Origin of the sequence: Streptomyces sp. NPDC056486, from assembly GCF_042795295.1 — a bacterium.
Taxonomy (GTDB): Bacteria; Actinomycetota; Actinomycetes; order Streptomycetales; family Streptomycetaceae; genus Streptomyces.
On sequence record NZ_JBHTSF010000136.1, the window covers coordinates 1 to 23845 of the forward strand.

The 23845-nt window shown below is 67.7% G+C and carries 19 protein-coding genes; 10 read left to right on the forward strand and 9 right to left on the reverse strand.

The features are described 5' to 3' along the window. Window positions 1-157: 157 nt before the first annotated feature. The 4 genes from ACFQ7F_RS35630 to ACFQ7F_RS35645 form a co-directional block, all read right to left on the reverse strand. Window positions 158-328, reverse strand: coding sequence for a hypothetical protein (locus ACFQ7F_RS35630; protein WP_383280011.1), 171 nt, complete (start codon window positions 326-328; stop codon window positions 158-160). Window positions 329-850: 522 nt separating this feature from the next. After that, a complete protein-coding gene (locus tag ACFQ7F_RS35635; RefSeq protein ID WP_383280059.1) occupies window positions 851-3718 on the reverse strand; it encodes a BTAD domain-containing putative transcriptional regulator in 2868 nt (955 codons plus the stop codon). 1100 nt (window positions 3719-4818) lie between these two features. Further along, a complete protein-coding gene (locus tag ACFQ7F_RS35640; RefSeq protein WP_383280014.1) occupies window positions 4819-5640 on the reverse strand; it encodes a trypsin-like peptidase domain-containing protein in 822 nt (273 codons plus the stop codon). Continuing rightward, window positions 5637-5948 carry a CU044_2847 family protein gene (locus ACFQ7F_RS35645; protein WP_383280016.1) on the reverse strand — a complete coding sequence of 104 codons (312 nt, stop codon included), beginning with the start codon at window positions 5946-5948 and terminating at the stop codon, window positions 5637-5639. Before ACFQ7F_RS35645 ends, ACFQ7F_RS35640 begins: the two co-directional genes overlap by 4 nt. Before the next feature lie 915 nt (window positions 5949-6863). On the opposite strand from ACFQ7F_RS35645, the gene ACFQ7F_RS35650 reads away from it, so the two are divergent. The 3 genes from ACFQ7F_RS35650 (at window position 6864) to ACFQ7F_RS35660 (ending at window position 8425) form a co-directional block, all read left to right on the forward strand. Next, a complete protein-coding gene (locus ACFQ7F_RS35650) occupies window positions 6864-7244 on the forward strand; it encodes a hypothetical protein (protein WP_383280019.1) in 381 nt (126 codons plus the stop codon). 618 nt (window positions 7245-7862) lie between these two features. Continuing rightward, window positions 7863-8186 carry a hypothetical protein gene (locus ACFQ7F_RS35655; protein ID WP_383280022.1) on the forward strand — a complete coding sequence of 108 codons (324 nt, stop codon included), beginning with the start codon at window positions 7863-7865 and terminating at the stop codon, window positions 8184-8186. Continuing rightward, window positions 8180-8425 carry a hypothetical protein gene (locus ACFQ7F_RS35660; protein WP_383280062.1) on the forward strand — a complete coding sequence of 82 codons (246 nt, stop codon included), beginning with the start codon at window positions 8180-8182 and terminating at the stop codon, window positions 8423-8425. Before ACFQ7F_RS35655 ends, ACFQ7F_RS35660 begins: the two co-directional genes overlap by 7 nt. A gap of 150 nt (window positions 8426-8575) precedes the next feature. Here the strand turns inward: ACFQ7F_RS35660 and ACFQ7F_RS35665 are convergent, their stop codons facing one another. From ACFQ7F_RS35665 to ACFQ7F_RS35680, 4 genes are all read right to left on the reverse strand, one after another. Further along, the gene (locus tag ACFQ7F_RS35665; protein ID WP_383280025.1) at window positions 8576-10672 is read right to left on the reverse strand and encodes a tetratricopeptide repeat protein; all 2097 of its coding nucleotides are present in this window, start codon (window positions 10670-10672) and stop codon (window positions 8576-8578) included. 649 nt (window positions 10673-11321) lie between these two features. Beyond that, the gene (locus ACFQ7F_RS35670) at window positions 11322-14054 is read right to left on the reverse strand and encodes a TerD family protein (protein ID WP_383280028.1); all 2733 of its coding nucleotides are present in this window, start codon (window positions 14052-14054) and stop codon (window positions 11322-11324) included. Further along, entirely contained in the window at window positions 14044-16116 is a 2073-nt protein-coding gene (locus ACFQ7F_RS35675; RefSeq protein ID WP_383280031.1) for a DEAD/DEAH box helicase family protein, read from the reverse strand. Before ACFQ7F_RS35675 ends, ACFQ7F_RS35670 begins: the two co-directional genes overlap by 11 nt. Beyond that, window positions 16113-16688 (reverse strand): hypothetical protein, encoded by a 576-nt coding sequence (locus ACFQ7F_RS35680; protein ID WP_383280034.1) that lies wholly within the window; start codon window positions 16686-16688, stop codon window positions 16113-16115. The genes ACFQ7F_RS35675 and ACFQ7F_RS35680 overlap by 4 nt, the downstream gene beginning before the upstream one ends. Before the next feature lie 443 nt (window positions 16689-17131). On the opposite strand from ACFQ7F_RS35680, the gene ACFQ7F_RS35685 reads away from it, so the two are divergent. The 4 genes from ACFQ7F_RS35685 to ACFQ7F_RS35700 all read left to right on the forward strand — a co-directional run bounded on the left by ACFQ7F_RS35685 (window position 17132) and on the right by ACFQ7F_RS35700 (window position 19314). Next, window positions 17132-17437 carry a hypothetical protein gene (locus ACFQ7F_RS35685; RefSeq protein WP_383280037.1) on the forward strand — a complete coding sequence of 102 codons (306 nt, stop codon included), beginning with the start codon at window positions 17132-17134 and terminating at the stop codon, window positions 17435-17437. Then, window positions 17438-17848, forward strand: coding sequence for a hypothetical protein (locus ACFQ7F_RS35690; protein WP_383280040.1), 411 nt, complete (start codon window positions 17438-17440; stop codon window positions 17846-17848). A 118-nt stretch (window positions 17849-17966) separates the two neighbouring features. Further along, window positions 17967-18431 (forward strand): hypothetical protein, encoded by a 465-nt coding sequence (locus ACFQ7F_RS35695; RefSeq protein ID WP_383280043.1) that lies wholly within the window; start codon window positions 17967-17969, stop codon window positions 18429-18431. 142 nt (window positions 18432-18573) lie between these two features. Continuing rightward, entirely contained in the window at window positions 18574-19314 is a 741-nt protein-coding gene (locus ACFQ7F_RS35700) for a hypothetical protein (protein ID WP_383280046.1), read from the forward strand. Between the two features lie 90 nt (window positions 19315-19404). Here ACFQ7F_RS35700 and ACFQ7F_RS35705 read toward each other — a convergent pair whose 3' ends face one another. Next, window positions 19405-20445 (reverse strand): helix-turn-helix domain-containing protein, encoded by a 1041-nt coding sequence (locus ACFQ7F_RS35705; RefSeq protein ID WP_383280048.1) that lies wholly within the window; start codon window positions 20443-20445, stop codon window positions 19405-19407. A 471-nt stretch (window positions 20446-20916) separates the two neighbouring features. Here ACFQ7F_RS35705 and ACFQ7F_RS35710 point away from each other — a divergent pair, with 471 nt between their 5' ends. The 3 genes from ACFQ7F_RS35710 to ACFQ7F_RS35720 all read left to right on the forward strand — a co-directional run bounded on the left by ACFQ7F_RS35710 (window position 20917) and on the right by ACFQ7F_RS35720 (window position 23678). Further along, window positions 20917-21756 carry a hypothetical protein gene (locus ACFQ7F_RS35710; RefSeq protein ID WP_383280051.1) on the forward strand — a complete coding sequence of 280 codons (840 nt, stop codon included), beginning with the start codon at window positions 20917-20919 and terminating at the stop codon, window positions 21754-21756. Window positions 21757-21824: 68 nt separating this feature from the next. Further along, a complete protein-coding gene (locus ACFQ7F_RS35715; RefSeq protein WP_383280053.1) occupies window positions 21825-22358 on the forward strand; it encodes a helix-turn-helix domain-containing protein in 534 nt (177 codons plus the stop codon). 138 nt (window positions 22359-22496) lie between these two features. Next, window positions 22497-23678: a hypothetical protein gene (locus tag ACFQ7F_RS35720; RefSeq protein ID WP_383280056.1), complete on the forward strand. Its 1182-nt coding sequence runs from the start codon at window positions 22497-22499 to the stop codon at window positions 23676-23678. The last annotated feature ends 167 nt before the right edge of the window (window positions 23679-23845 follow it).

Sequence of the window (23845 nt, forward strand, 5' to 3'; positions counted from 1 at the left end):
GGCCTCTGTCGTCTCTGCAAGGGGATCAAGAGCCGCAACGTGCGGGGCGTGTGGCTGGCAAGCCACGCTCCGATACGGATCCAGCTTCTAGACGCGAAGACGGTCCGGGCCGTCGAAGGGCCGCGCGCCCAGCGGGCCGGATCACAGGCAGGCGGGCTTACTGATTGCTGCCGGTCGAGGTGGTCAGGGCGATGAGGACGAGGAGGCAAGTGGTGAGGGCGATGACCTCCCTGGCGTCCCATCCCTTCTGCAGGGCCAGCGTGATGGCAGCGGCGACGGCATAGGGCCATGAAGTGCGGGCTTGCCGCGGCGAGTTGGGCAGGCGCATGCGAGTCTCCTGAGGTCGGCTGGTGTGCTGGAGACTCACGCTCGTCCATGGTTTCGTTGTCCGTCCCAGCCAGATGCGATCGTTGCAGGCGGGGGCGCATAGATCGGGAACAACCCGGGTTTGTTCTGGGACAAGACGGAGGCGGGGGAGCAGATGGGGCGGCCGCTGGGGACTCTGAAGGGGCGGACCGAGTAGCGACCGTCACCGCACAGCACCACGCGCCCCACCGGACAGCCGTTCGCCGGTGGGGCGCCGCCATCCCTGCCACCGACCCGCTGGAGGAACAGCCCGTGCTCATTCCCCGACCGCGCCGTCGGACTGGCCGGCCCCGCCCGCAGCGTCCCGGCCCCCGCTACCCGCAGCGCCCCGCCGGCTCCCCGGTACCTGGAGCCGGTGATGCCGCGCCCTCGGAAGAAGGGGCGCCGCCGCGAGGCGAATCGGGTGCCGCGCAGCGACGGGCTCCTGCCAACTGGAGTGCGAGCGGGTAATGGTTGGTTGTCTTGCCAGAAACAGCGGGGTCGGTCAGGCGCTCTGTCTCGATTCGATGAGGGCGCGTAGTTCGGCTGCTTCCGTGCTTCCTGTTTGCTCATAGATACTGAGAGCCTCATGCCAGCAGGCCCTGGCCCGGTCATCCTGCCCCAGCTCGGACAGGGCCCGCCCCAGGAGCGTCAGGACATGCCCCCGCATCCGGTCGCCCCCGATGCATCCCAGGGCGAGGGCCTGCTCGGCGTGCTGGGCTGCCTGGGCGGCGCGCCGCGCGGCCAGGTGGACCTCGGCGATGCGGAAATGCGTCGCTCCCTCCCAGAGCCGTTGCCGGTGGTCACTGAAGATGTAACGGGCTTCGGCGAACTGGCCAAGAGCCTCGGTGTGACGGTCGGCCCTGTTCAAAGCGATACCCACGGCGTAATGGGCATTGGCAACGCGCACCGTCCGACCGAATTCGGCATGTGCCGCGAGGCCGCGCTGTGCGATCTCGACGGCCTTGGCGATGTTGCCCATGGCCAGGTGGGCCTGTGAGAGGTTGCACAGGCTGGTCGCTTCGAAGGGCAGGTTGCCGAGCCTATGGAACCCCTCGATGGCCTGGTCGAAGAAGGTCTTGCCCTCCGTGTACCGGCCCTGGTGCAGGCAGATGAGGCCCCGAATGTTGGCCACCCAGCTGATAGCGGTGGCATCCTGCGCGGAGCCCGCAAGTTCCATGGCGAGCTGCGACTGCTCCTCCGCCTGCTGGATATGGCCGGAATCCAGGAGGACGTCGGTGAGGATCGTACGAGCTCTGCCCTCCGCGCGGATGTCTCCGGCGGCCCGGGTGGCGTCGCACATGGCCCTGGCCGTCGTCTCATACTGGTGGGAGTTGGCCCCCGACTCGGTGAGGTCCTTGGCTGCCCACAGCAGATCCACCGCCCGCCGCAGTCGGCCCGTCCCCGCAGCCTGCCGTACGCAGACCAGCAGCGGCGCCGCCTCCGAGTACAGCCAGTCCAGGGCTGTGGTCCCCTCAGCGAACCGTAGCCCCGCGTAGCCCGTCGCCTCCAGATCGTCCACCAGCCGATCCCCGGGCCGCTCGATCGCGTAGACCCCGGCCGCCGTGGCCAAGTAGAAGTCGAGCAGCCGGGACATCGCTGCCTCCCGCCCGCCTGGCGACTGTTCGTCCCGTGCGGCGCAGGCGCGCGCGTAGAGGCGTACGAGGTCGTGGAATCGGTAGCGGCCAGGCGCCGCCGATTCCAGCAGGGACGTATCGACCAGTACCTCCAGCAGGTCCTCGGTGTCGTCAGTCGGCAGGTCCAGTACGGCCGCGGCGGCGGCCAGGGAGATGTCCGGGCCGTCGGCCAGGCCCAGCAGCCGGAACGCCCGCGCCTGCGCCGGGTCCAACCGTCCGTAGCCCAGCTCGAAGGTGGCCTTCACGGCAAGGTCCCCGGCCTGGAGTTCGTCCAGACGACGGCGCTCGTCCGCGAGCTTCGCCGCCAGGACCGAGACCGTCCACGTACGACGTGCCGCCAGCCTCGACGCGGCAATTCTGATCGCCAGCGGCAGGAAACCGCACGCCGCCACCACGTCCAGCGCGGACTCCCTCTCCGAGGCCACCCGCTCCTTGCCTACGATCTTCGTGAACAGTTGGAGGGCCTCGTCGGGCGACATCACGTCCAGGTCGACCAGATGCACCGCCGCCAGGTCCACCATCCGTACCCGCGACGTCACCAGACCGGCGCACCCGGCTGTGCCCGGCAGCAGCGGCCGTACCTGCGCGGCGTCCTGCGCGTTGTCCAGCAGCACTAGCACCCGGCGGCCGTTCAGCACGACACGGTACAGCGCTGCTCGCTCCTCCAGGGAGTCCGGGATGGCGGAATCTGCGATTCCGAGTGCCCTCAAGAACGAGCCCAGCACCGCCTCCGGCTCTGCAGCCCGCGCCCCGGCACCTTGCAGGTCCACGTACAACTGCCCGTCCGGGAACCCCCCTCGCACCTGATGCGCAACCTCGACCGCCAGCGTCGTCTTCCCCACGCCCCCGATCCCGGCCAGCGCCGACACCGCCATCACCCGCCCCTCGGCAGCGGAGGACAGGACCTCGCATAGTTCGGCGATGAAGGGTGCCCGACCCGTGAAGTCAGTGACCGTGGCCGGAAGTTGGGTCGGGCGCATGTGCGCGGCCGTCGGCTCCACCACCGGCGCCGAGGGTTCAGCCAGCGCCGGGTCCGCCTGAAGGATGCGCTGCTGGAGTTCTCGCAGGCCCGGGCGCGGATCGAGGCCCAGCTCGTCGGCCAGCAGGCGACGCGTGTCCGCGTACACGGCGAGCGCCTCGGCCTGGCGTCCGCTGCGGTACAGGGCGAGCATGAGCAGTTCGCGGAGGCGTTCCCGCAGGGGGTGGGCTGCCGTGAGCGCCGTCAGCTCCGACACTGCCTCCCCGTGGCGGCCCTGTTCCAGGTCGATGTCCAGGCGGGATTCGAGGAGCTGCAGGTGCCATTCGTTCAGCCGCTTTCGCTGCCTTTGCGCGTACGGTCCCGGAACGTTCGCCAGGACCTCCCCGTCCCAGAGGCTCAGTGCTTTGTTGAGCAGAGCATGCGCGTGAACCAGGTCCCCGGCTTCCTTCGCCCCCTCCGCGTCCATCGCCAATTCCTGGGCCAGCGCCAAGTCCAGGGAGTCGCGCCCTCCCGAGATCCGGATTGCGTAGCCGCCCGACTCACTGACCAGTGCCTCGGCGGACAGGGTTTTGCGCAGCCGGGACGCGTACGTGCGTATGGCCGCCAGGGCTTGGGACGGCGGCTCGTCACCCCACAGATCGTCGATCAGCTCGCTCGCTGTGGCCGTACGGCCCTCGCGGAACAGCAGTGCGGCCAGCACGGCGCGTTGCTGTGGCGTACCGGTGGGCAGGGGCTCCGCGCCGCGCCAGGCGCGCACCGGCCCGAGCACGCTGAAGCGAAGGGACGCGGTTTCTTCTGCCGTCCGTTGCTGCGACGCAGTTGGTTGAGGTGCCCGAGCCACCGGCACTGTCGGGATCGGCTGAATGGCCGGCCCCGCAGCTGTTTCGGCTCGGACTGAAGGGGGTGGCGTGTGCGACGAACGCGTCCGCGCCGCAGCCACTCGATGTTCGCCTTCGGAGCGTTGTGCCGCGGCGACAAGCATGGCCCGAGCGCCTTCAAGGCGCCGCTCGTCGCCCAGGGCCTGCGCGGCCTCGAACTCCGTGGCCGCGAGGCTCTCCAGGGCGGAGAGGGACAGCGGATGGCGTGGCCCGAGCATCGCGGACGCCTTCTGCGCGGCGACGGCGAGTACGTCGGCCGCCCGCTCCCATCGTTCGCGGTCGGCTGCTGCCATCGCTGACCTGAACTCGGCCCGGGCCAGGGTGATCAGCGCCGAGAGTGACTGCGGATGGTCGCTGCCGAGATGCCGTACCAGCTGCCGGGCCGTACGAGCGACGTCGTGCACCACTTCGTCCGCTTCGGCGTGGTGTCCCTGTTGGCGGGCGGTCTCCGCCAGCACCGACTTCGCCAGCAGCTGGATCTCCAGTTGCTCTTGTAGGGAGTCGTCACGGGTACTGCGGCCCAGGACCTGTTCAGCCGCGCTTGTGGCTCCGGGGAGATCGCCCAGTCGGAGCTTGATCGCAGCCAGGTTCGCCAGGTTCCGGGTGGCGGCCCCGCCCTCGTCGTCCTCTTCCCCTAAGGCGATGGCCGGCGACAAGACGGTGACTGCGGCAGTGACAAAGCCGCGGTCCGCCAGGATGACTGCCAACTCGTTCCTGGCGTCGCCCGGCAGTGAGAGGGATTTCGGGTCCCAGTGGAGACGTGAGACCACGTTCTCCAGGAGAGCGCGCGATTCCGCGCCCAGATGGAGGGCTTCGAGTAGCGATGTCACGTAGGCGAGATCCCTGCCGAGACGTGGCCGCCGGAGCGGATCCGGGTCTCCGCGCAGTGCCACTGCGGCCTGTGACGCACTCAGGCGGGCGGCGACGTCCCCACGGAGGGCGCGTTCGGCGCTGGCCATCGCTTGCTGCCAAAGATCAGTCACGCCTCGTCACCACGCAGTTGACGTTCCATGACTGCTTTCGCGGCCATGAACTTGAGTTCGGCAACCTGGGACGGATCGAGAACCCGGCGCTTCGCCCACTCGTCGACGAGATCGAACCACGACTCCGCCGCTGCGGCGGCTGAGTCCACGGTCAACTTTGTACTGTTCGTGGCCTGTTGGGACACCGAGGTCGCAGGGTGGAGTACGTCCATCAGATGCCCCACATCGAACTGATCGAAGCGGCGCATGGCCTCCCCGATGGTGGCGGCGAAGAGGACGTTGGCAGAGCGATCGTCGGTGGCCCGGTCCGGGGCCTGCTCCAGAAGGATGCCCACGATCACGGGTTCGTGCTCCTCCGGAACGCCCTTGACCACCGGCCCGCCGGAGTAGCCCGAGTAGTCGCCCAGGAGTTGGTGCGCTGTCAGTTGCAGCGCCTGGATGACTGCACCCCCCTCGCAGAGGTAGTCCGCCATACCACTGTCCACCTGCCCCCTGAGATGCACTTCGGACGCTGCGGGACGGTACGGGCTGTGCCAGTTGTCCCCGCCGTGAGCGACGCCGGCCTGGGGTATCGGCAGCAGCACGTCGTACGTGGTGGAGATCATGATCAGGGCCAAGTCGGCGTCTTTTTCGCGGCGGCATACCTGGCCGGCAAGTCGGCTGCCGTCCGCCAGGACGATGTCCACGTGCTCGTCCAGCGATGTGAGGCCCCGCAAACAATGCAGTGCGGTCACCACATATCGGCGCGTCAGCAGGAAGCCACCTCCGAGGCGCTGTTCAGACTGGAAGAGCTCGACCCAGTAGCTTGCGCTGGTCACGGTGTCTCCGGGGCCCGCTCCACGGTGAGAGTGACCTCGAACGACGCCTCGGCTGACGCCTTGGACAGGATGACTCCTGCCTCGGCCGCCAAGGTGAGCCCAAAGGTGACGTCCATGCTCGATACCTGCCAGCCGTCCCGGCGAGGTACCTGGGAGAGGGACTGCTGGGCGATGACCGAGGCCTGGACGATGGCTTCCTCCAGCTCGGCGGCACGATCTCCAAGGGAAGAACTGGACCGTGTGCGACTTGAGATCTGACGGGTGCCCATTGCGTCCAGAGCCACGGTCTCGACCCGAACTTCGACCATGTGTCTCCTTGTTGGTGATGGGCGAGTGGCACTGGTTGTCAGTCCCGTCGGAAGCGTAGCCAGGAATATGCCGAGTCCGCGACCCGTTCGACGCACACAAGATCCGGTCGATCGGATCCGGGCAGAAGGTCACTTGTCGGCGCCAGCTAGAAACGGACCATGGCCAGGATCGTGTTCAAGTCGTCACCACGCAGGCACGCAGCTCGGGCGCGCCTGACTGTCAGCCGATGCCGCCGCCCATCAGGGCGTCGAGCAGCGCAGTTGCCTCACAGCGGCTCGGCAGGTCGTGGAAGCAGGTCGTGGAAGCAGGTCGAGCACCTTCTCTTCCATCCCGTGCTCGACCAGCCGTGTGCGGAACTCGGACAGCACCAAGGCGCCGACCGACCCCGGGGAGACGAGCCGCGCGGCGGCGGCCCGGGGGCTGGCTGAGGAGATCAGCGTCTACATGACCGCCGTCGTGTCACTGGGGTATCCCGTCGGTTCACGGCCGTCGTACGTGCAACCTTCGGGCCACCGGGCTGAATCCTTCCCGTTGACGACGTGCCCCAGGATGAGGCAATCCCGTACACCGAGCGGATAGCCATGAGGACAGGGCTGTAGGCAACATCGGCGTGCGGCGCCTCAGCCAAGTCGAGGCGGCAAGGTCAGATACTCAACTTGGTGGAGTTTGCTCCGAATCCTCCTAGTCCAGGCCGCAGCGCCCGCGGGCCCGCTTCCTCGCCTCCCAGGAGAACCGCCCTGGTCTGATTCATACTCTGTGAAGTCAGACCAGGGCACAATCGTCTCCACGGCCACGAAGAGCCGGCGACCCGCGACCCGCCTGAACCGGAGCACGATAGTTGCCACATAGGCAGGCTGGTCGTCACCAAGTTCGACGGCGGAGGCGGGGTAGCCGGGCAGGGGTAGCGTTCCGGCATGACGTCAGCGAGGCCTCTGTTTCCGCCGTATCCGATCCGTGGCGTGTACGTGCTGCATCGAAGGCAGAACTGCGCGCCGCATTTTGCAGAGGTAGCGGTGGATTTCGAGCCTGCAGCGGAGGGCTTCGTCTTCGAGGTGGCCCGGGAGCTAACGGTGGAGTACGAGCCTGCCGAGGATCTGCCACGCTTCTTCGCGGCGACTGCCGCGGGGATCGAGGAACAGTTGAGCTTGCCCGAGCACGGCATTGTGACCGCCGCTCGGGTGGTGCTGCAGTGCGCCCGCGCCGACACGTTCGGCTCCCACGAACTAGCGTTTAAGATCGCGGGCTACCGCGCCGCCCGCAAGGCTCTGGAGTCTGCGGGGATGGCGCGACTTTGAGCGGCGCCCCTCGCGGCGGCCCGTTCCACGGTCCGAATAGGCGAGGCCAGGCCCGGAGCGCGTACGCCGCCGCGGCCGAGGTCCGCAACGCGCAAGCGTGGAGTCACCGCCCTGGCAACCCAGAGAGCGCGTCAAGAATCTCCTGACGACAAACCGTCAAGGATGTCCTGTAGTCCTCACACCGACACTCGCGGAGCGCGGCTGACGTCCGCTCTGCTTCCTGCACGCGCGGGGATGGCCCCGTCAGGTAGAGGAACAGCAGTGAATCCACGACCTGCTCCCCGCGCCTGCGGGGATGGACCCGGGATCGAACGCGTCTCGGTGATCAACACGGTGCGATGCGCCGGTTTGGTGTCGGTGGGTGGGTGTCAGTGACGGCAGGTCAGGTCGGGGCTGTTTCGCTGGTCGGGTGTTGAGGTAGGGCGTAGTCACTGACGCGGGGCGGTATATGGGGCGGGCGTGGCTGTCGTGGGCCGGTACACCCCGCTCCGTTCCACTGTCTTGGGAACGGTGCTTCTGATTCTTCGGTGGCTGCGTGGGGGCACGGTGACCGGTGTCGGTTTTGCGCGGGTGGAAGGGTGTGGTGTGGGGTGGGGTGGGGTGACGGCGGGGGTGAGGGTGTCCAGGCCGGCGCTGGTTGCGCGGCTGTTGGAGCTCGATATGGCCGGGGCGTGGACGACGGCACATCTGCGTGCGGGCGCCCAGGTCGGCGGGGTGAATGTGCGCTCGGTGTGGTGCTGGCTGGATGTGGCGCGGACGGAGGGCCGCGTAGAGCCGAGGCAGCGGGCCCGGCTGGAATTGTCCGACCATGCGTGGGAGGTGCTGGCGCAGGCGAGAGGGAACATGTCGGCGCTGCACCGGCATCTGATGGAGGCCGGGGGCGAGGTGCCCTCGCTGGCATCGTTGCACCGGGTGGTTAGTGATCGTTTCGGAACATGGTGATCGGCTCAGGATTTCTTTACGGCTGCGTGGCCTGGGCGGCTAGGTTTGTGCTGGTCAGGCATCCCATGGCGCATCTACGACGGTTGCCGATGAGCGAGCTGCGGATCGATCGCTCTTTCGTGGCGCAGGTCGCCGTCGATGCCCAAGACGATCGTCTGCTGTTCCGTAGGCTCGTGTCCCTGCCTGCGTATGAGATTGATCTTGTTTTTTGGCTGTTGCCTGATGAGCTGTGTGTCTGACGGAACGTGCATCTGTTCGCCGGTGCCTGGGATTCTGGCGCCTCCACCTGAACGCCGGGGCGGAGGACTGTGGACGACCGTGGCCGAAGGGCTGTGAGGAGGCGGGAAGCCGCACCCATCGCGCGGGAGTTGCCCCGATCGTTCGGCTGGCTACGTCGGCTTGGACTGGCTGCGTGTGCAACTCCACCAGCGCCTCTTGTGCTGCTCTTGCCAGTGGGACAGCCGGTTGTCGACCGAGACGGTGTACGGATGGTCGGCGCCGAACGTTGTCCGGCAGCCGGTGAGGGATCGCTTCAGCAGGGCAGTGGCCGCCGACCTGTCGCCCCGGGACCAGTACAGGACGGCGAGTTTGACTTGGCATTCCAGGGTCGCGCGGTCTCCAGGACCCAACAGTCGTGCGCGAACAGCAACGGTGTCCTCCAGCAGTGCAAGGGCATGGACGCGCCCACGGGCAGCCGTAGAGGGCTCCTGTCGTTCACGGGCCAGACGCTCGTCCTGGTGGGGAAAGTCCTCCTGCAGGAGCGTGAAGGCATCCTTGTGACGGCGCGCGAGGAGGCAGGCCCATGCGAGATCGCGTCGAGCGACGAGGGTCATGGGGTGAGCGCGGCCCAACAGTTGCTCGCTGATGCCGATCAGCCGCTGCCCGTAGGGAACTGCAGTGGCAAGGCCGACACTGATCAGACTGCGCAAAGTCCAGCGCAGGAGGTAATGGCCTTTGACATTCCACAGCAGGTCCCCGGCGCATGCATCGACGCTGTCGATGTTGGTGCGCAGCACGGCTGTCGTCTCACGGTCGAACCACGGGACCTCGTCGCACAGTTCCCTCAACGAGTCGACGGCGGTTTTCACCACCGCCTGCACCGTGGCGTCGGGAGTGTACTCGCGTACGGCTCGTGCGGTCAGGGCGTGCAGCCGCACCGCGCGGGAACCAGCCTGAGCGTGATCGGAGAGCAGGCCGTAGCGGTGCAGAAGTCGCAGGGCTGCCCGCACCTGGTCGGGATCAACGGCGGCGGTAACTCCGTTGGGAGGTGCGGTGCGTTGGGTGTCGAGGTAGTGGGTGACGGCGTCGCTGGCCCACAGGGAATGGGGGTGTCCGGCCGGGTCCAGAACGGCGGCCAGACGTATGACCGGAACAGCCAGGCCGACGGGCTCGCTCGCTTGCGCGACATCCAATGAGAGCAGGAGAGCCGCGGCGACCTGCCGCCCGTAGCCCTCGGTGTCTGCCGTGCGTGGCAGCAGGTCGTCCAGGCGTGCTGTGCTGCCGTTGAAGCGGTGCAGATACTCCGTACAAGGGATGTCTTCGTTGACCATGTAGGCGGTCGCGTGCGACAGAGCCAGCGGCAGGTAGCCCAGTGCTGCGGCCAGTTCACCGGCCTGAGAGTCCATTAGATGGGCGGCATGCGCCGAGTCGAGCCGCTCGTGCAGATAGGCCTCGGCCTCTTCCGTGCTGTAGGTGTCGATGTCCACCACGGCTCGGCCGCCGCCGGACAGCACCGCGTCGTGGCGGCGGGTCGTCGCTACGATGCGGCCGCAACCGAAAGCGGAGGACGGCGGCCACCACTTCTGCATGGCCTCTGGATCGGTGAGGTCGTCAAGGATGAGCAGCCACGGGCGTCGGGTGGTCGCCAGCCACTGAAGGAACAGTCCGGCGTCGGACTCAGCACTCTTGCCCAGAAGGTGTTCCGCCGCCGCTTCCACGACGTGTGCGGCATGCGCGTACCGTGCGATGACCTGCTCGATGTCACTGGCGTCGACCCACACCACCAGGTCGATGCCGTCCTCCAGAGCCTGGTGGGCATAGGCGGCAGCGAGTTGGGTCTTGCCCACGCCCACGCCCCCGCCGCCGGACAGGACCTGGGCCAGCACCACCGTGGTATGGCCTGCCCTGGCCTGATCGATCCGATCGCGCACCGCAGACCGGTCCTGGAATGCAGACGCAAGCACCGGTACCGAGCCCAACCGGACGGGCCAATGTAACGGCTGGCGCGGCGGGGGAGCAGAGACCAGCACTTGGCTTACATTGCCGCTGATGGCCATCGCATGGGCGGCCGCGGCGATCGCATCGCCTGACCGTTCCACCCGCACGGCCCGGCCATCCGCCTGGGGGCCCGGGCCGCGGTAGCCGCTCAGCGCATCGCCGCTATTCGTGGCGACGGCATCACCGCTCTCGCTGACGCTGACGGGCGGCGCCGTTTGCTCGGTGCCGTCCTGGCCACGGGTCGGGCGCCTCACCCGGAACCGTTTCATCGGCCCTCTCACCATCCACCCCGCCGCCATGGCAGCCTTAGCCGGTGTAGTCGATGCCGGTGCCGGCCCTGCTACCCTGCCCGCGGGCGCTCGCATCCCCGCTCTGCTCCACACTCCCCTCTCCGCTGCCTCCATGACGACGGCGAATGCCGGTGTGGGCCTCTCCTCCGCGGTACGCTTCAGCCCGCCCCGTCCGTGTGACGGTGTCCCGTGCCCGTGCGGTTGGCTGGATCCAGGCCCACAACAAGGCGTACACCCCTGTCGCGCCCTGCACCGAAGCCCCTACCATCTGCCCGGCATTCGGCCCATCGAGCAGCCAGAAAGCGGGAGTTGAGGCGATAACGGCCACAGCGGCAACCGTCACCGTGACTCTGCGCCCACGCGACATGTCCATCCCTCTCTTACCGTGCGCCACCTCTTGCAGCTCCCGAACCCCGGCAACCAGTGGGCACGGGATGAAGGACGGTTCCTGCGATCACAGCAGTTCCCGTAGTACCCGACGCATGATGTGGCTTTCGGTCACGATCGCACCCGCGTGCAGGGGACGAGCGACGGACTGCCTTCCGCTATGCCTCCTTGCCGGCCGGCGGGTTTGGCTCTTGGCCACTGATCACAGAATCGACCCTAGCGACAGGCACTGACATTGCCGTCAGGGTTCGACGTTGATGCCGTAGTCCGCGGCCAGGCCAGCAAGCCCGGTGTCGTAGCCCTGGCCGACAGCACGTACTTTCCAGCCCGAACCATGCCGGTAGATCTCCATAGCGATGGTGACGGTCTCGCCCGAGACGAACGGGGCAGGCGTGAAGACGATTCCGCCGCCAGCGGGTTGGGTGACCTCGACGTGCCACGTGGTGTTCTGGTCGAAGGAAGCGGTGGGTTGGGCTTCGAGGTCGATGCTGGTCATGACGGCCACGGTGTGGACGTCATCGGGTACGTGCGGCAGATCTGCGGTGACCGTGTCGCCGCTGGTGCGGACTCCGTCGTGGTGCGGGTGGTTGTAGAAGACCAGGTCGTGGTCGCTGCGTACTTTGCCGTGGCTGGTGAGGAGTACGGCAGAGACATCGACGGGCACGCCGGTAGTGATGAGGCGCACCGCTACCGATTCGGTTCGCAGAGGGGCGTTGGCTCCCTTGGCCAGCACGTGCTTGGTGTTGTCCAGCAGGCTTGGGGCGGCCTCGGCCGTCCCTGCGGCAGGTTCACTTGCGGGCGGGCTGGTGTTGGTCAGAGCGGCGAGGGCGTGCTGGAAAAGCGGCCAGCCCTCAGTTTCCTCTCCGGGCCATGGCCAGGCCAGGCGTGAAGAGCCGAACTGTTTGCCCGTTGGGGGCTGTCCGAGCGCTTCGTGGAGCTGCAGGTATCGCAGGCTTTCGACGGCTAGGCGGCTGAGTTGCCACTGCCGTCGGGCTTCTTCGGGCTGGTTCATGCGCAGGTCGTTGTCGACCGTGGTGCCGCCGAGCGCGGTGTAGACGCGCTGGGCGACGTCATAGCCGTCACCCGGCAGCAGACGGGCCGGGTGCAGTTGCTGGGCGGGTGCGGGTTCCCCGATCGCGGTGTAGAGAGCGCCGAGGTCGCCGCCGGTCCACTGGTTGGCTGCGGCGGTGGCGAACTGGGCGAACTGGATCAGGGTGGGCGGACGGCCCTTCGCGGCCACGAACCGGTGGTGCGCCTGGGCGACGCCTTCCAAGGCGGTGCGCCAGCGCTGCTGCAGGTAGGTGTCGAGGTACTGCTCGGTCCAGGCACGACGATGGCGGGTGATGATGTCGCGGGCCCGTTCGAAGCCTTCGCGGCGGCTGCCGCCGCTGATGGTCGACGTCATGGTGAAGGCGCCGATGGCGGTGTCCGCCGGGAGCTCTGTGCGCTCCTTGATGATCATCTCTTCGGGGCCCAGGTGCTGCTCAGCGATGCGCAGTTCCTCGAACAAGTCCGGGGGGACCGGGCAGCCGGCGGCAGTCAGCGCGGTGAGGGTGCGGCGGTAGTAGGCGGCCACACCGGACAGGGGAGCGCGGGAGTAGGGGCCTTCGCATACAAACCAGGCGGTGAGCGCGACGCCGTGCCAGAACTCCAGGGCGGGGCCGAGGGCTTCGGCCATCAGCTGGTGGGGGCGGGGGTTGCTGACGAGGCTCTTGGCGTGACGTTGCAGCGTCACCGACTGCCACAGCCGGTCCACCTGCTCGTTGACGGAAGCGGGCAGCACCTGCCGGTACAGCTGCTGGGTGAATCCGTGTTCGTCCTGCCAGGAAAAGGCCATGATGTTGTCGTCGACGAGCCCCCACAGCGGCCGCATGCCGGGTCTTTGGACGGCGTGTGCCTGGTCGAAGGCCGTCCACCACTCGCGCAGGGCCGCCACGTGTTCTTCGACGGGGGAGAGGGAGGTCGGGCCGCCGAGGAAGGCCGCGAGCATCGCGTGGATCTCGTCCTCTGGGATGCCTGCCTCGGCTGCCATGTCGGCCGCCTGGGCGGACATTCCCACATACAGGCGCGGTTCGGGCAGCGCGGTGATGACCTCCTCGTCCGGGTGCGGCGGCGCCTGCAGGTAGTCCAGCGTGGCCAGCCAGTCGCCGGCGAAGTAGCCGGAGACAACCGGCTGCAGTGCGCGCGTCACAACCCGGCGCGCGAGGGCGGTGCCGGTCTTGGATTTCTTGGCGAATCCGGCCATCAGCGCCTGCAGCTGCAGGATGCGATGGCGGGTGACGAGTTGCAGCGGATCAACGGCCGCCAAAGCGTCCAGGAGGCGCAGGCGGGCGTGCTGCTGGCCGTGCCGGTCCAGCCGGTGCCATCCGCCGCCGAAGCGGAAGGCATCCAGAACATCGCCGGCGATGCCCAGCAGCCGGTAGCGTTCCTCGATGCCGGACCACAGTTGCCGCTGGTCGTCGGTCGTTTTCCCAGGCCCCGCTGCCCGAACCCGGATCGGTTCGATCAGTGTCTCGAACGACGGGACCAGCACTGCCCACAGCAGCACCGCGTCGGCTGCGCCGTCCACCAGGCTCACGCCGGCCGAGTCGTCCGCGGCCAGCGTCAGGGCATGGGCTGGGCGTTCGCGCACCAGCTGGGGCAGGTTCACCGCCCCGGCTTTCAGCGCCAGCTTCTGCGGCAGGTACCAGGCACCGCGCCGTTGCTGCTCCGGCACCCCGAACGTTTCAGCACACCACGCCTTTTCCTGGGAGTTGAGCCCCAGCACCTCGACGTTGTCCGCGGCCTGCGGCCCGGTGCTGCGGACCACCGAGACCGTGGGCTGGCCGTGGAGCGCTGCAGTCAGCAACCGGGTGGCGAGCGTGTCGAGCTGGACGAACCTTTGCTGCTGGCCGGCAGCTGCCTCGAGGGCAAGCGCGTCTTCGGGGGACGCATCGATAACGGGTTGCCACCAGCGCGGCTGGTCACTGGCCACCGGTCAGCCTCCGGATGTAGTCGACGAACTTCTCAAACGGCATCGGAGTCGCGGTGTTTTGCGCGTAGACGGCGTAGCGCTGGGCCATCAGCTGCATTTCCCGCTCCGCCCGCCGGGCCTCCACCCGGTCCAGGTCATGCACGACCCGCTGCTCAACACGCCCCTGCTCGTACAGCACGAACGCGTCGACTCCGCCCGGGAGCGCACTGTCAGAGTCCCCTTCCCCGAGGTTGTGACCGCCGGCGAAGTCTGCCTCCAGCGTGGAGGTGTCGATCAAGGGAACGCCGAGCAGCAGCGCGGGATCCATGTCGTTGTCCGCGCACATGGCCTCCAGATGCTCCTCGAGGCCGAGTTCGGCATGGCAGACCACATCCAGATACTGCTGATCGGCTGCCAGGCCCGGCTGGCGCAGCACCCGCACGCCACGTCCGATGAATTGGTAGAACTCGCCGAAACTGCCATAGGGACGCACCGGTACGACGACGGTGATGGGCGGGAAGTCGTAGCCCTGGCCAAGCATCCGCAGTTGCGCGATGCCCTGCAGATCACCCGCGTCCGACTCGAAGCGCCGCCGGGTGGCTTTGATCGACGACGGCGACATGCTGTGGTGCAGCGTGGCGCAGGGAATGCCGTGCTCTTCGGCGATCCGGGCGATCTGCTGAGCGTGGGCCTCACCCATCGCCGCAAACAGCGCCCGGGGTTTGACCGGGGCCAGCAGTTTGGCCTGCGCATCCAGACAGGCCCGCGTCACGTTCATCACCTGCCGGATCGAGGCATCGGACTGCGCGGTGATGCGGGCCATCCTCCGCTCGTCGCCCAACGCGGCCAACAACGCATCGCGGCCGGTGATCTGCTCGCGTCGCCCGTCGGGCCACACCGCCTCGTACACCGTCGTCGCCGCGTCCGGGGCGAACCGGTGCACGCGCAGGTTCTTCGCCGAGCCGTCCGCGATGGAATCCACCAGCCGGTAGCGGTAGACGACATCGGCGTCGATCGGCTTGCCGTCCAGACGCTGGAAGCACGCCGACATCAACAGCGTGCGCGCATCCCGGAAGTGGGCGAACAGCCGCTGGTAGGAAGCGCTGGCCGCTATATGAGCCTCGTCGACCACGATGAAGTCGACATCGCCCGGCTCCAGCTTGGCCAGCAGGTCCCCGCCCTTGTCGCCAGTACCCAGCGCGTGGAAGTTGGTGACCAGCACGTCCGCAGCCAGCAACCGCTGCCGACTCACCTGGCTGACCTGCCCGTCCTCCGCGTCCAGCACCAGTGTGGCCGGCGGCTGGGCACCCGGCAGCAGGGGCCCGCCCGCCAGCCCGTACAGGACATTGCCCGGCACACCGGGGTCGAGTGCCTTGGCGAAGGTGCCGCGGATGACCGAGCCCGGCGTCACCACCAGCGCTCGCCGCCTGGTGAAGGACAACGCGGCCGCCACCCCCAGCGCGGTCTTTCCGGCCCCGACCGCCATCACTGTGGCCGCATGCCGACCGCCGGAAGCGTAGTAGTTGGCCAGCGCGGCCAGGGCCTCGTCCTGGCAGGTACGCAACGGCTCTCGGGTCACCTGAGCGCGCACACCGGCGAAGTAGGCCTCAGCTGCAGATGACCGGGTACCCCGAGGCGGATCGGCCGCCCGCAGGGGATCGCCCACCATCTCCGGGACCTCGACGCGCGGCGCGGCGATGACCAGTGGCGAGAGCACGGCATCCTGGCGCAGCATCGCCTGCAACTGCGCGACGCAGCGGGCGGTGTCCAGGCGCACCGCATCGTAGGAAAACCGCAGCACCGTCAGCCCTGTGGCCGCCAGGTCGTTCTGCCGCAACCGGTCGTAGGTGAAGGCGGCCCGGTCACTGTGGAAGGCGAACCCGTCCAACTCCACGGCCAGCTGCAGCGACTCGCCAGCGATCAGATAGTCCAGCCGGTAGGTGCGCTCGTTGACCGTCACCGGATGCTGACTGTGCACATGCGCCACGATGCCCCGCTGCGCGGCTGGAGTGAGCACCCAGCGCAGGAAGGCCTCTTCCAGGTAGGACGCCGAGGGGATCAGCAGCTCCAGCCCGGCACTCATGCCGCCCCGCCAGCCGTCGTCTCGGCCGCCAGTGCGCCGATCTTCTCCGAGAGACGGTCCACCGCATCCTCACCCTGCTCGAAACGGGCCAGCCGTCGCGCCACTTCGAGGGCGTTGGTGAAGGCGCCTTCGCGTTCCAGCAGCATCACCAGCCGGGGAGCGGACGTCACGTGAACGAACGAGGTCGGGACGGAACCGGTGTCAAAGGAGACGGCCTGCGGGGCAGCCTCCATCAACTCCAAGTCCAGCAGCGCGAACACCTCAAGCAGCTCAAGCCCGTCAGGGTAGGAGCGTCTGCCGCTCCACAAGCGGTCCACCGCGCCTTGGAGGACGAAGTGGTAGTCCATCGCCCCACCGGGAAGCTCCAGCGCCTCCCAGACCCGGGTGACCAGGTCCGTTCCGCTCGCCTCCACCGGCACATGCCGGCTGGCCGGCGTTGCCGACGTGCGGCCCTCAGCAGACGGCCACGTCAGCGAGCCGTACGACACCTTCGGACGGACGCGGGCCTCTGCGAGCGCTTCGCGGACGACACCAGGGCTTCCGGTGAACCGCACACCAGGAATCGCTGCCATACGTTCGAACCACGTCGCCATGTCCCCCCGCTCATCCCACTCCCGCAGCGTCCACCGCCATCCAACCCCCACAGACATGCTGGGGTTCGGCCGGTCCGGGAACCATGCGCCTTCGGTGACCCACTGCGTACTGCCCACCGACCCAGTGCATCCTCTCGCGGAGCCCCCGGTCGGGCGCAGGATTCTCCAGAACGGCACACCGATTGAGCGACGGCCGCTCCGTACAGCGCGAGCTGCCGCATCTCTAACCGGGGGTGGACGAGTTGGTCAGACGGGCCATCCGGTCGAGGCCGTGCGGATGCGGCGAGTTCTGGATCGGCCAGTCCAAGTCCCTTCTGTGGGGACGGAGTTCATGCATACGGGTAACGGCAGCAGCGATCCGCCTCTGACGGCCGGTGTCTCTTCCTACGCTGCTGGTGGGGGCAGCACACGGGGAGGGTGCCATGACGGACGGGACGGCAGACACACAGGAGCTGTGGCCGCAGCTTCTGCAAGCCGTCAAAGAGCGGATGCGGTTCGCTTGGATCCTCCTGAGCCAGAACGCGAGCGTGCTCTTCTACGACGGCACCACGCTGACGCTCAACATGTTCAGCCCGGGCGCATACGACACCTTGATCAACTCGGATTGTCGCAGCGTGCTCGAGGAGGTACTCGCAGAGTTTCCCAATCCTCCGCCCGCGGTAGAGCTGCTGGTGCAAGGCAGGACCCCGTCTCCCCCTGACCTCCCCAGCTCTGAGGGTCCCACATAGGTGCATGCGCCCGGTGCCGTTCCGGCCGCCGACATGTCACCGGAGCCGGACGAGACCCTGACGGCCATCTTGCATCGCGTCCTGGCTCAGACAGCGTTCCTGCTGTACGAGGACGGAAACAGCCAGGCTGCCGCCTTGCTGGCGGACGTGGAAGACATCGAGCATGTCCCCAGCGGCCTGTCCGAGGAAGGCGAAGACGTCGCACTTATCGTTCCGCTCTACCTCGTTGCCCGCTTCACCAAGGAGGTCCTCGCCGCCATCCGGCCCCTGCTCGTCCACGTGGCGGCACGTCATGACCTGCTGGTCGATAACGTCAGCGCCATACCAGCCCTCCCCGCGACCGGTGACGACTGGCGGCAGAGCCTCCAAGAGAAGCTGATCAGCAAAACATCCCCCAGCCAGTACGGGTGACGAGGAGTGGGAAGACGAAGGAGAGGACGGGGGCGGCCGCGCCCCGGCCGCAGGCACCAAGATCGGGCACCTCATCCTGTGGCGGCTGCGTGACTACACCGGCGACAACCGGTGGGAGGTGGCGGACGCAGAGTCCGGCGATCTTGAGGTCATTGTCTCCGCGGTCCTTGGCCGTTCCCAACGCACCGGCTACAGCGCCGCATTCGAGAAAGCTGTCACCCAGCCCGTCGGTGATCTGCTGATCCTCGACCGCGTCAGCCTCGACAAGGAATGGAGAGGTTTCGGACTGGGTCCGGCCCTCGCCGGCGAGGCGGTCCGCCGCCTGTCCGGGGGCTGTTGCGCGGTGGCGGTATTTCCCGCCATGGGGGAGTACCCCGAAGGCCGTGAGCAGGTCACCGAGGCCTACCGGCTCCAGGCGAAGAAGAAGATCGCCGCACTGTGGGAGAGCATCGGCTTCCAGCCGTTCCGCCGCGGGGTGTGGCTTCTGGACACCGCCCTGCGTCGGCCGGAGGAACTCATGCAGGCCCGGCGCGCTGAACTGCGCGCGCTCGGCACGGCCTTCCAACGTCCCCCGTCCGCCTGAGGGCGGGCCTGCCGGACCCCACGGCTACGGCAGATGACGGCACCGAGGTTTGGCGGCGGGGCCCGCGTACGGTCGCGTCTTCCGGGAGCGCCGTGGCACGGATGACACGAACACCGGGAAGAAGAGGAGGAGTTGGCGAGTCATGGGGGAGAGTGGAGCGGTGGACGAGGATATTCAGGATGCGCTGGACTGGGCACGGCAGCGTCTTGAGGAGATGGGCGTCTTCACGACGCAGGACGGACTGCGGTGGGCGGCGGCCCACGGGCTCGTCCTGTCCGTGTGGCGCAACGGTCCGATCGAGGACGCGCACGCTTCCCGGCCGACAAGCCGTCGCAAGGCGTTGCGCGACGGGACGATGTTCGCCCGCAACACCTGGCTCACCCGGCAGGCCTTCGACGTCCTGGGCTCCGACGACCAGTTCCGTCTCTACGAGCTGGAGGACCTGGTCCTGGACCGGGACATGATCTGGCCGGGATGCGAGGGGACCCTGACGGACTTCGGCTGGGGATTCCTCGGGGAGATCAAGAAGCAGGTGAAACAGCGCATCGACATGTTCAGGCACTTCGAGAAGATCCTGCCGCCGGACGACTTCCTCGTCTTCGCCGGCGCTCCCCGGATCGGGACCCACGACGATCACTACGGTATGCCGAAATGGTCGGCCTGCGTGGACGCGGCGATACACCGACTGCGCGGCGGGGACGAGGAGTTCTGGCACGCGCGGGGCGACTTGATGACCCACATCGGTCCCGCTCCTGCTCCCGTCACCGCGGACCTTGAGGCAACCCGGAACCTGCTGCTGGAGTCCCCGTGGGAACTGGGCGCCGGAACCCTGGACTGGTTCGCCTGGAACCCGATCCTGCGATCACCGCGCCCGACACCCTAGGCCCAGGCGGGAAACAGCGGTTATGCCCACGCAGTGGGCGCCGCCGTCCGTGATGCCCCCGCCCGTCGCGGCCTGGATGAACCACTGTGGTCAGTGGGAGTCGTCGGCTCTTCCCGGACGCAGCAGTTCCGACATGCGGTTGAACGCTTCGGCGGTCCGGGCCTCCTGTTCCTCTTTCGCCAGTCTGACGAAGGCCAGCTCCGATGTGCACCGTTCACGCAGGTCGTCCCGGTCGAACCAGCGAAGAGGGTGACGGGGGTCGCCGGGGTCGTAGACGCCTTGTCCGTACGCCTCCATGAGGGTCAGGTCATACCGCCGGTGGCCGTGACTTTCGTCCGGCGGGAGGAGGCCGCCCACCATGCGGTTCATCCAGTCCTCGCGGATCGAGCGTTCGTCGTCGGGTTCATCGGCATCGGGGTCGTAGCCGAACACGTCATCTGCGTTCCGGAGTCCGGGGAACATGTCGAGGACGTCGCCGATCTGAGGCGGATCGGTGTTCTGGATGACGATCCACAGGGCGTACTCGTCGGCCAGGTACTGAGGACGCGGGACACGCCCTTGTCCCAGTTCGCTGCCGATCCGCATGATGCGCTCACCCATGCGCACCAGCCAGTGGTTGTTGACCTGGATGAGAGCCAGTTCAGGCAGGTCGCGCAGCAGGCCGACGTCCCGGATCGTCGCCTCGCCTTTCAGGTAGGCGGCGAACTCGTAGTTGAACGAGGTGTCCAGGTGCAGCTTGCCGTCCCGGGTGGGGGCGAAATCGGAGAAGTCGACGGTGTTGGCCAGGGCCATGGCGTCTGCCGGGGTGAGCGGCTCACCCGTGAAAGACCTGTTGAACAACTGCACGACATCGGTGACCGACTGGTCGATCTCGACGCGCTCTTCGGCCCCCGGAGCGGCCTCGGCATCAGTCAGTTGCCTCAGCGCTGTGACGCTGAGCTTCAGTGCCCGGGCGAATCCTTGCAGGTTGTCCGCCCGGAACCCGTCCAGTGCGCTGGCACTGTCTGCGCTGTTCTCGAAGCGCCGCCAGGTCGCCAGAGATACGTCAGCGCGTCGAGCCGTCTCCTGCTGTGTGAGGTTCAGCTCGGCACGGCGCCGCTTCACCGCGTTGTTCGCCGATTCCTCGGCCATGCTCGCCCCTTCGCGTGTCCGGCAGGCAATCTCCATTGAGGTTAGCACTCATTGAGTGCTCATTTGATGTTGGGTGGAGGTTGGTTGTGGTGCAGGACAGGGACGGCCGGCTGTCGGACCGGCATACCGAGCCGGGCACGGCATGCGAGCCGCTGTGGCCTACGGGACAGCGGCACCACTGGATGCGAGGCCGCTTGACCGTTCAGTCCGTGGCCGGGGGCGGCGGGGCGAGGGGGAGAGCATCGCCCGGGCGGACGAAGACGACGGTGTGGCGAGCGTGTGTGATCGCAACCCGAAGCAGCCGCCGTACCTCATCCGTGCGTTTCGCATCCCATTGCGCGTCGAGGAGTTTCGAACCGTAGATGCCCCATCCCGTGTCCAGCCGACGAGGCCGTGATTTTAGCGTCCACGGTCCCACGTGAAGCTCCGGTGCCCCCATCCACCGGTGCGTTGTCGTACCCCTCGTGCAAGATGGAGGACTGCCTCCACACCACGGTGCGGCGGCAGTTGGGGACTGCTGCATTCAAGGGGGAGTTCGTGTTCCAGCGTCATCTTCATCGTCATGACGACGTCGATCTGGTGATGTCCGCGCTGGGGAGTGATCCCCAGCGCCTGCCGGTCCTGATCACATGGGGTGCGGCACTGCGGCGGGATGTGGCTTCGGCGCTGCGGGAGGTCATCGCGACCGGAGCGTGGCAGAGCGATTTCCGTGTCCGCAGCGCCGCAGCCAATTGGCGTGAGGAACCCCGCTTCCAGGTCTTCCTCGACCAGGGGCTCGAAAAGCGCCGTAACCGCGGCCCCAAATATGAGCACTTGGACGCCGCTTTGCTGTCGTTCCCCGAGACCCGTGCCGCTCTCTACCGGGTGAGCGCGGCGCAGTGCCCGCAGCACTGCCGCACGGAGACCGGCACCTTTGCCGAGGACCGTCATGTGAATGACTACCGTGAGGCATTGTTCGGCTGGTACGCCGCCATCCAGCACGCGCACGCCTGCGTCGTGAGGGCGGCACGCTGGTTTACGGACGCCCAACCGCCCGACTCCCGCCGGCCTGAGACCTTCACCGACTGGATGAGCGGAACGCGGCGCCGCCGCAGCAGCGGCACTGCGGAGGAGATGGAGCCGGCCGCCCAGCGTGCCTTGCAGGAGATCATCCTGATGATGCACGCCTGGAGCCCGCACACCTTCGAAGCCATCGACGTGGCCTTCCAAAGGGCGGGGGAGAAGACGCATCCCACGCCTGGGGCGGCAGCTTCGAGCCCGCCGGCCGGCCCGAAGCCCAGGCCGCCGCGGAAGCACTCGCGAGCGTCCTGACCTCACGAGAACGCCGGCAGGTCCGGGACGTCATCGACGGTATCGAGGCCGACGACGAGGACCGCGACATGGACCTGGCGAAGGACAGCACACTGGCCTGCACCAGCGACCGCCACCGCACCTACGGCGCCGAATCCGGCGAGCGTGAGGAGTGCGCCACGGCCCGGGCCCGCGTGTACGAGGAGGCCTCCCAGCCCTGGAGCGAGGGCGTCGACCATGCGGCCGACGCCGCCCGCCTCGCGCGGTTCCTGCTCGGACCCCGCAGCGACCGAATCCGCACCGCCCTCGCCGCGGCCCGCGCGTCCGTCGCCCGGGATGCCACCGAGACGACGCCGCAGGTCTGGCACGACAACGCCCAACTCTTGAGGGAAGCCCGTGAAGCCGCGGGACTTGATCTCCAGGACGCAGCTGGCCACCTGGGCATCAAGTCCGCCACGCTCGAGCGCTTCGAACAGGCAGCGGGCAAGCTCCCCGGACGCCCGGTCTCCCTCGGCTACCTCCACCTCCTCACTCTGGCCTGCACCCAGGCAGGCCGCACCGCTCCCGCCTGCATCCCGCAGGCCATCTCCCAGCCGGTGATCTCACTGCCGACCACCCTGTAAGACACTGGCGCATTCATCCTGGTGCTGGCGGCATCCGTCCTTCTTCACCCACGCCGTCCGCAGCAGGACGCGACCACCAGGCCAGCCCCACGATTCCAGCGGCAACGAGCCTGGCTGCCCTGGCTGTTCCCATTTGCGATGCTCATCGCCGCACGAGGCTCCGAGCTGGCCGGCGATGACCTGCGCTTGCCGGTGTACGCGCTGGGCGTGGCGGGTGTCCTGATCACCCTCCCTGCTGTCATCGCTACGGCGACCGGGTGGGCAGGCGGATGGATCGCCCGCCTGGGCAGTCGGCTGGGACGGCCAGGGATGCTGATCGCAGGACGCAGGATGGCAGCCCAGACCAGAGTGACCGCACGCTTCGTCGCCTCCCTGGTCGTCATGATCGGTCTCGTGGCCCAATCTCAGCTCTGGACTGGCCTGCTGAGCGAAAATGCCGCGAATGCCATGACGACCCAGGACCGGATTGGCACCTCGCTGCTGAGCATCTCCCCATACTCTGAAAACCCGGCCCGGATAAGGGAGTTCTCCACCGCTCTACCCAAGGACATTGCCCTGCTCCTCGTGCGCCAGGCGCCCCCAGGCGAGACTGGCCCAGGCGCCGTCACCCTGAGAGGGAGCTGCGGCGGCCTCAAGACGGTCCACTTGCCTTGCGGGAAGCAGCATGACGGGGCAAAACCCCAGCCCCGTGATCCCCGGGTCACGGAGCTCCTTCGCTGGACACTGGGAGGAACCGATGGCGAGGTCCACTCAGAGACCGGAAGCGTCGCCGGGGCGAAGGCGGAGAACGACGAGTCGCTGTCCCTGATCGCTCTCTCACGCTCAGGACGCAACCTCTCCCTGCCCGACCTCCGAGAGACGGCTCGCACCCACCTGGGAATGCGTGCCACTGCTGAACCGCTGGGGAACGGCTGGCTCCTGGGTGCCACAGACCTGACCACGTCCGCTTCGTGGGTACGGCTGCTCGGACTCCTCGGCGCGTGCCTGACCACCCTGGCCATAGGCTTTAGCGTTCTGGCGGAATTCTTGCGCTTCGGCCGGGAGGTCGCACCGCTGACGGTATTGACCGCAGGAAGCTGGGTCTACGGCTCCGTGCTGGGCTGGAGCCTGCTCTTCCCTGCGCTGCTGGCCGCTGTGGCGGGAAGCGTGATCTCGCTATGGCTGACTGCGCCGATCACCGTGGGGGGACGCCAACCGGTTTCGGACAGCCTGTATTTCGCACTGGCAGCCGGAGCCGGCGTCAGTGCTGTGCTGCTGTGTGTGTGGGGATGGCACGTGGCAAGCAGAACGGCTCAGAAGTGGAGGCCAGCTGTCGACTAGGGCGACGGGTTCGCCTCTGGCTCGACGGCGCTCAGCGCGCAGACCTGCTCCCGGTGGTGAGTGTGGCAGTTCCCAGCAGACCTCACTGGTCTCGAGATCCTGCCGCCAGGTCACCAGCCGGCGAGAGTGCATGAACTGGTCGAGCAGGTCCTTGAGTGAGGCAGCGT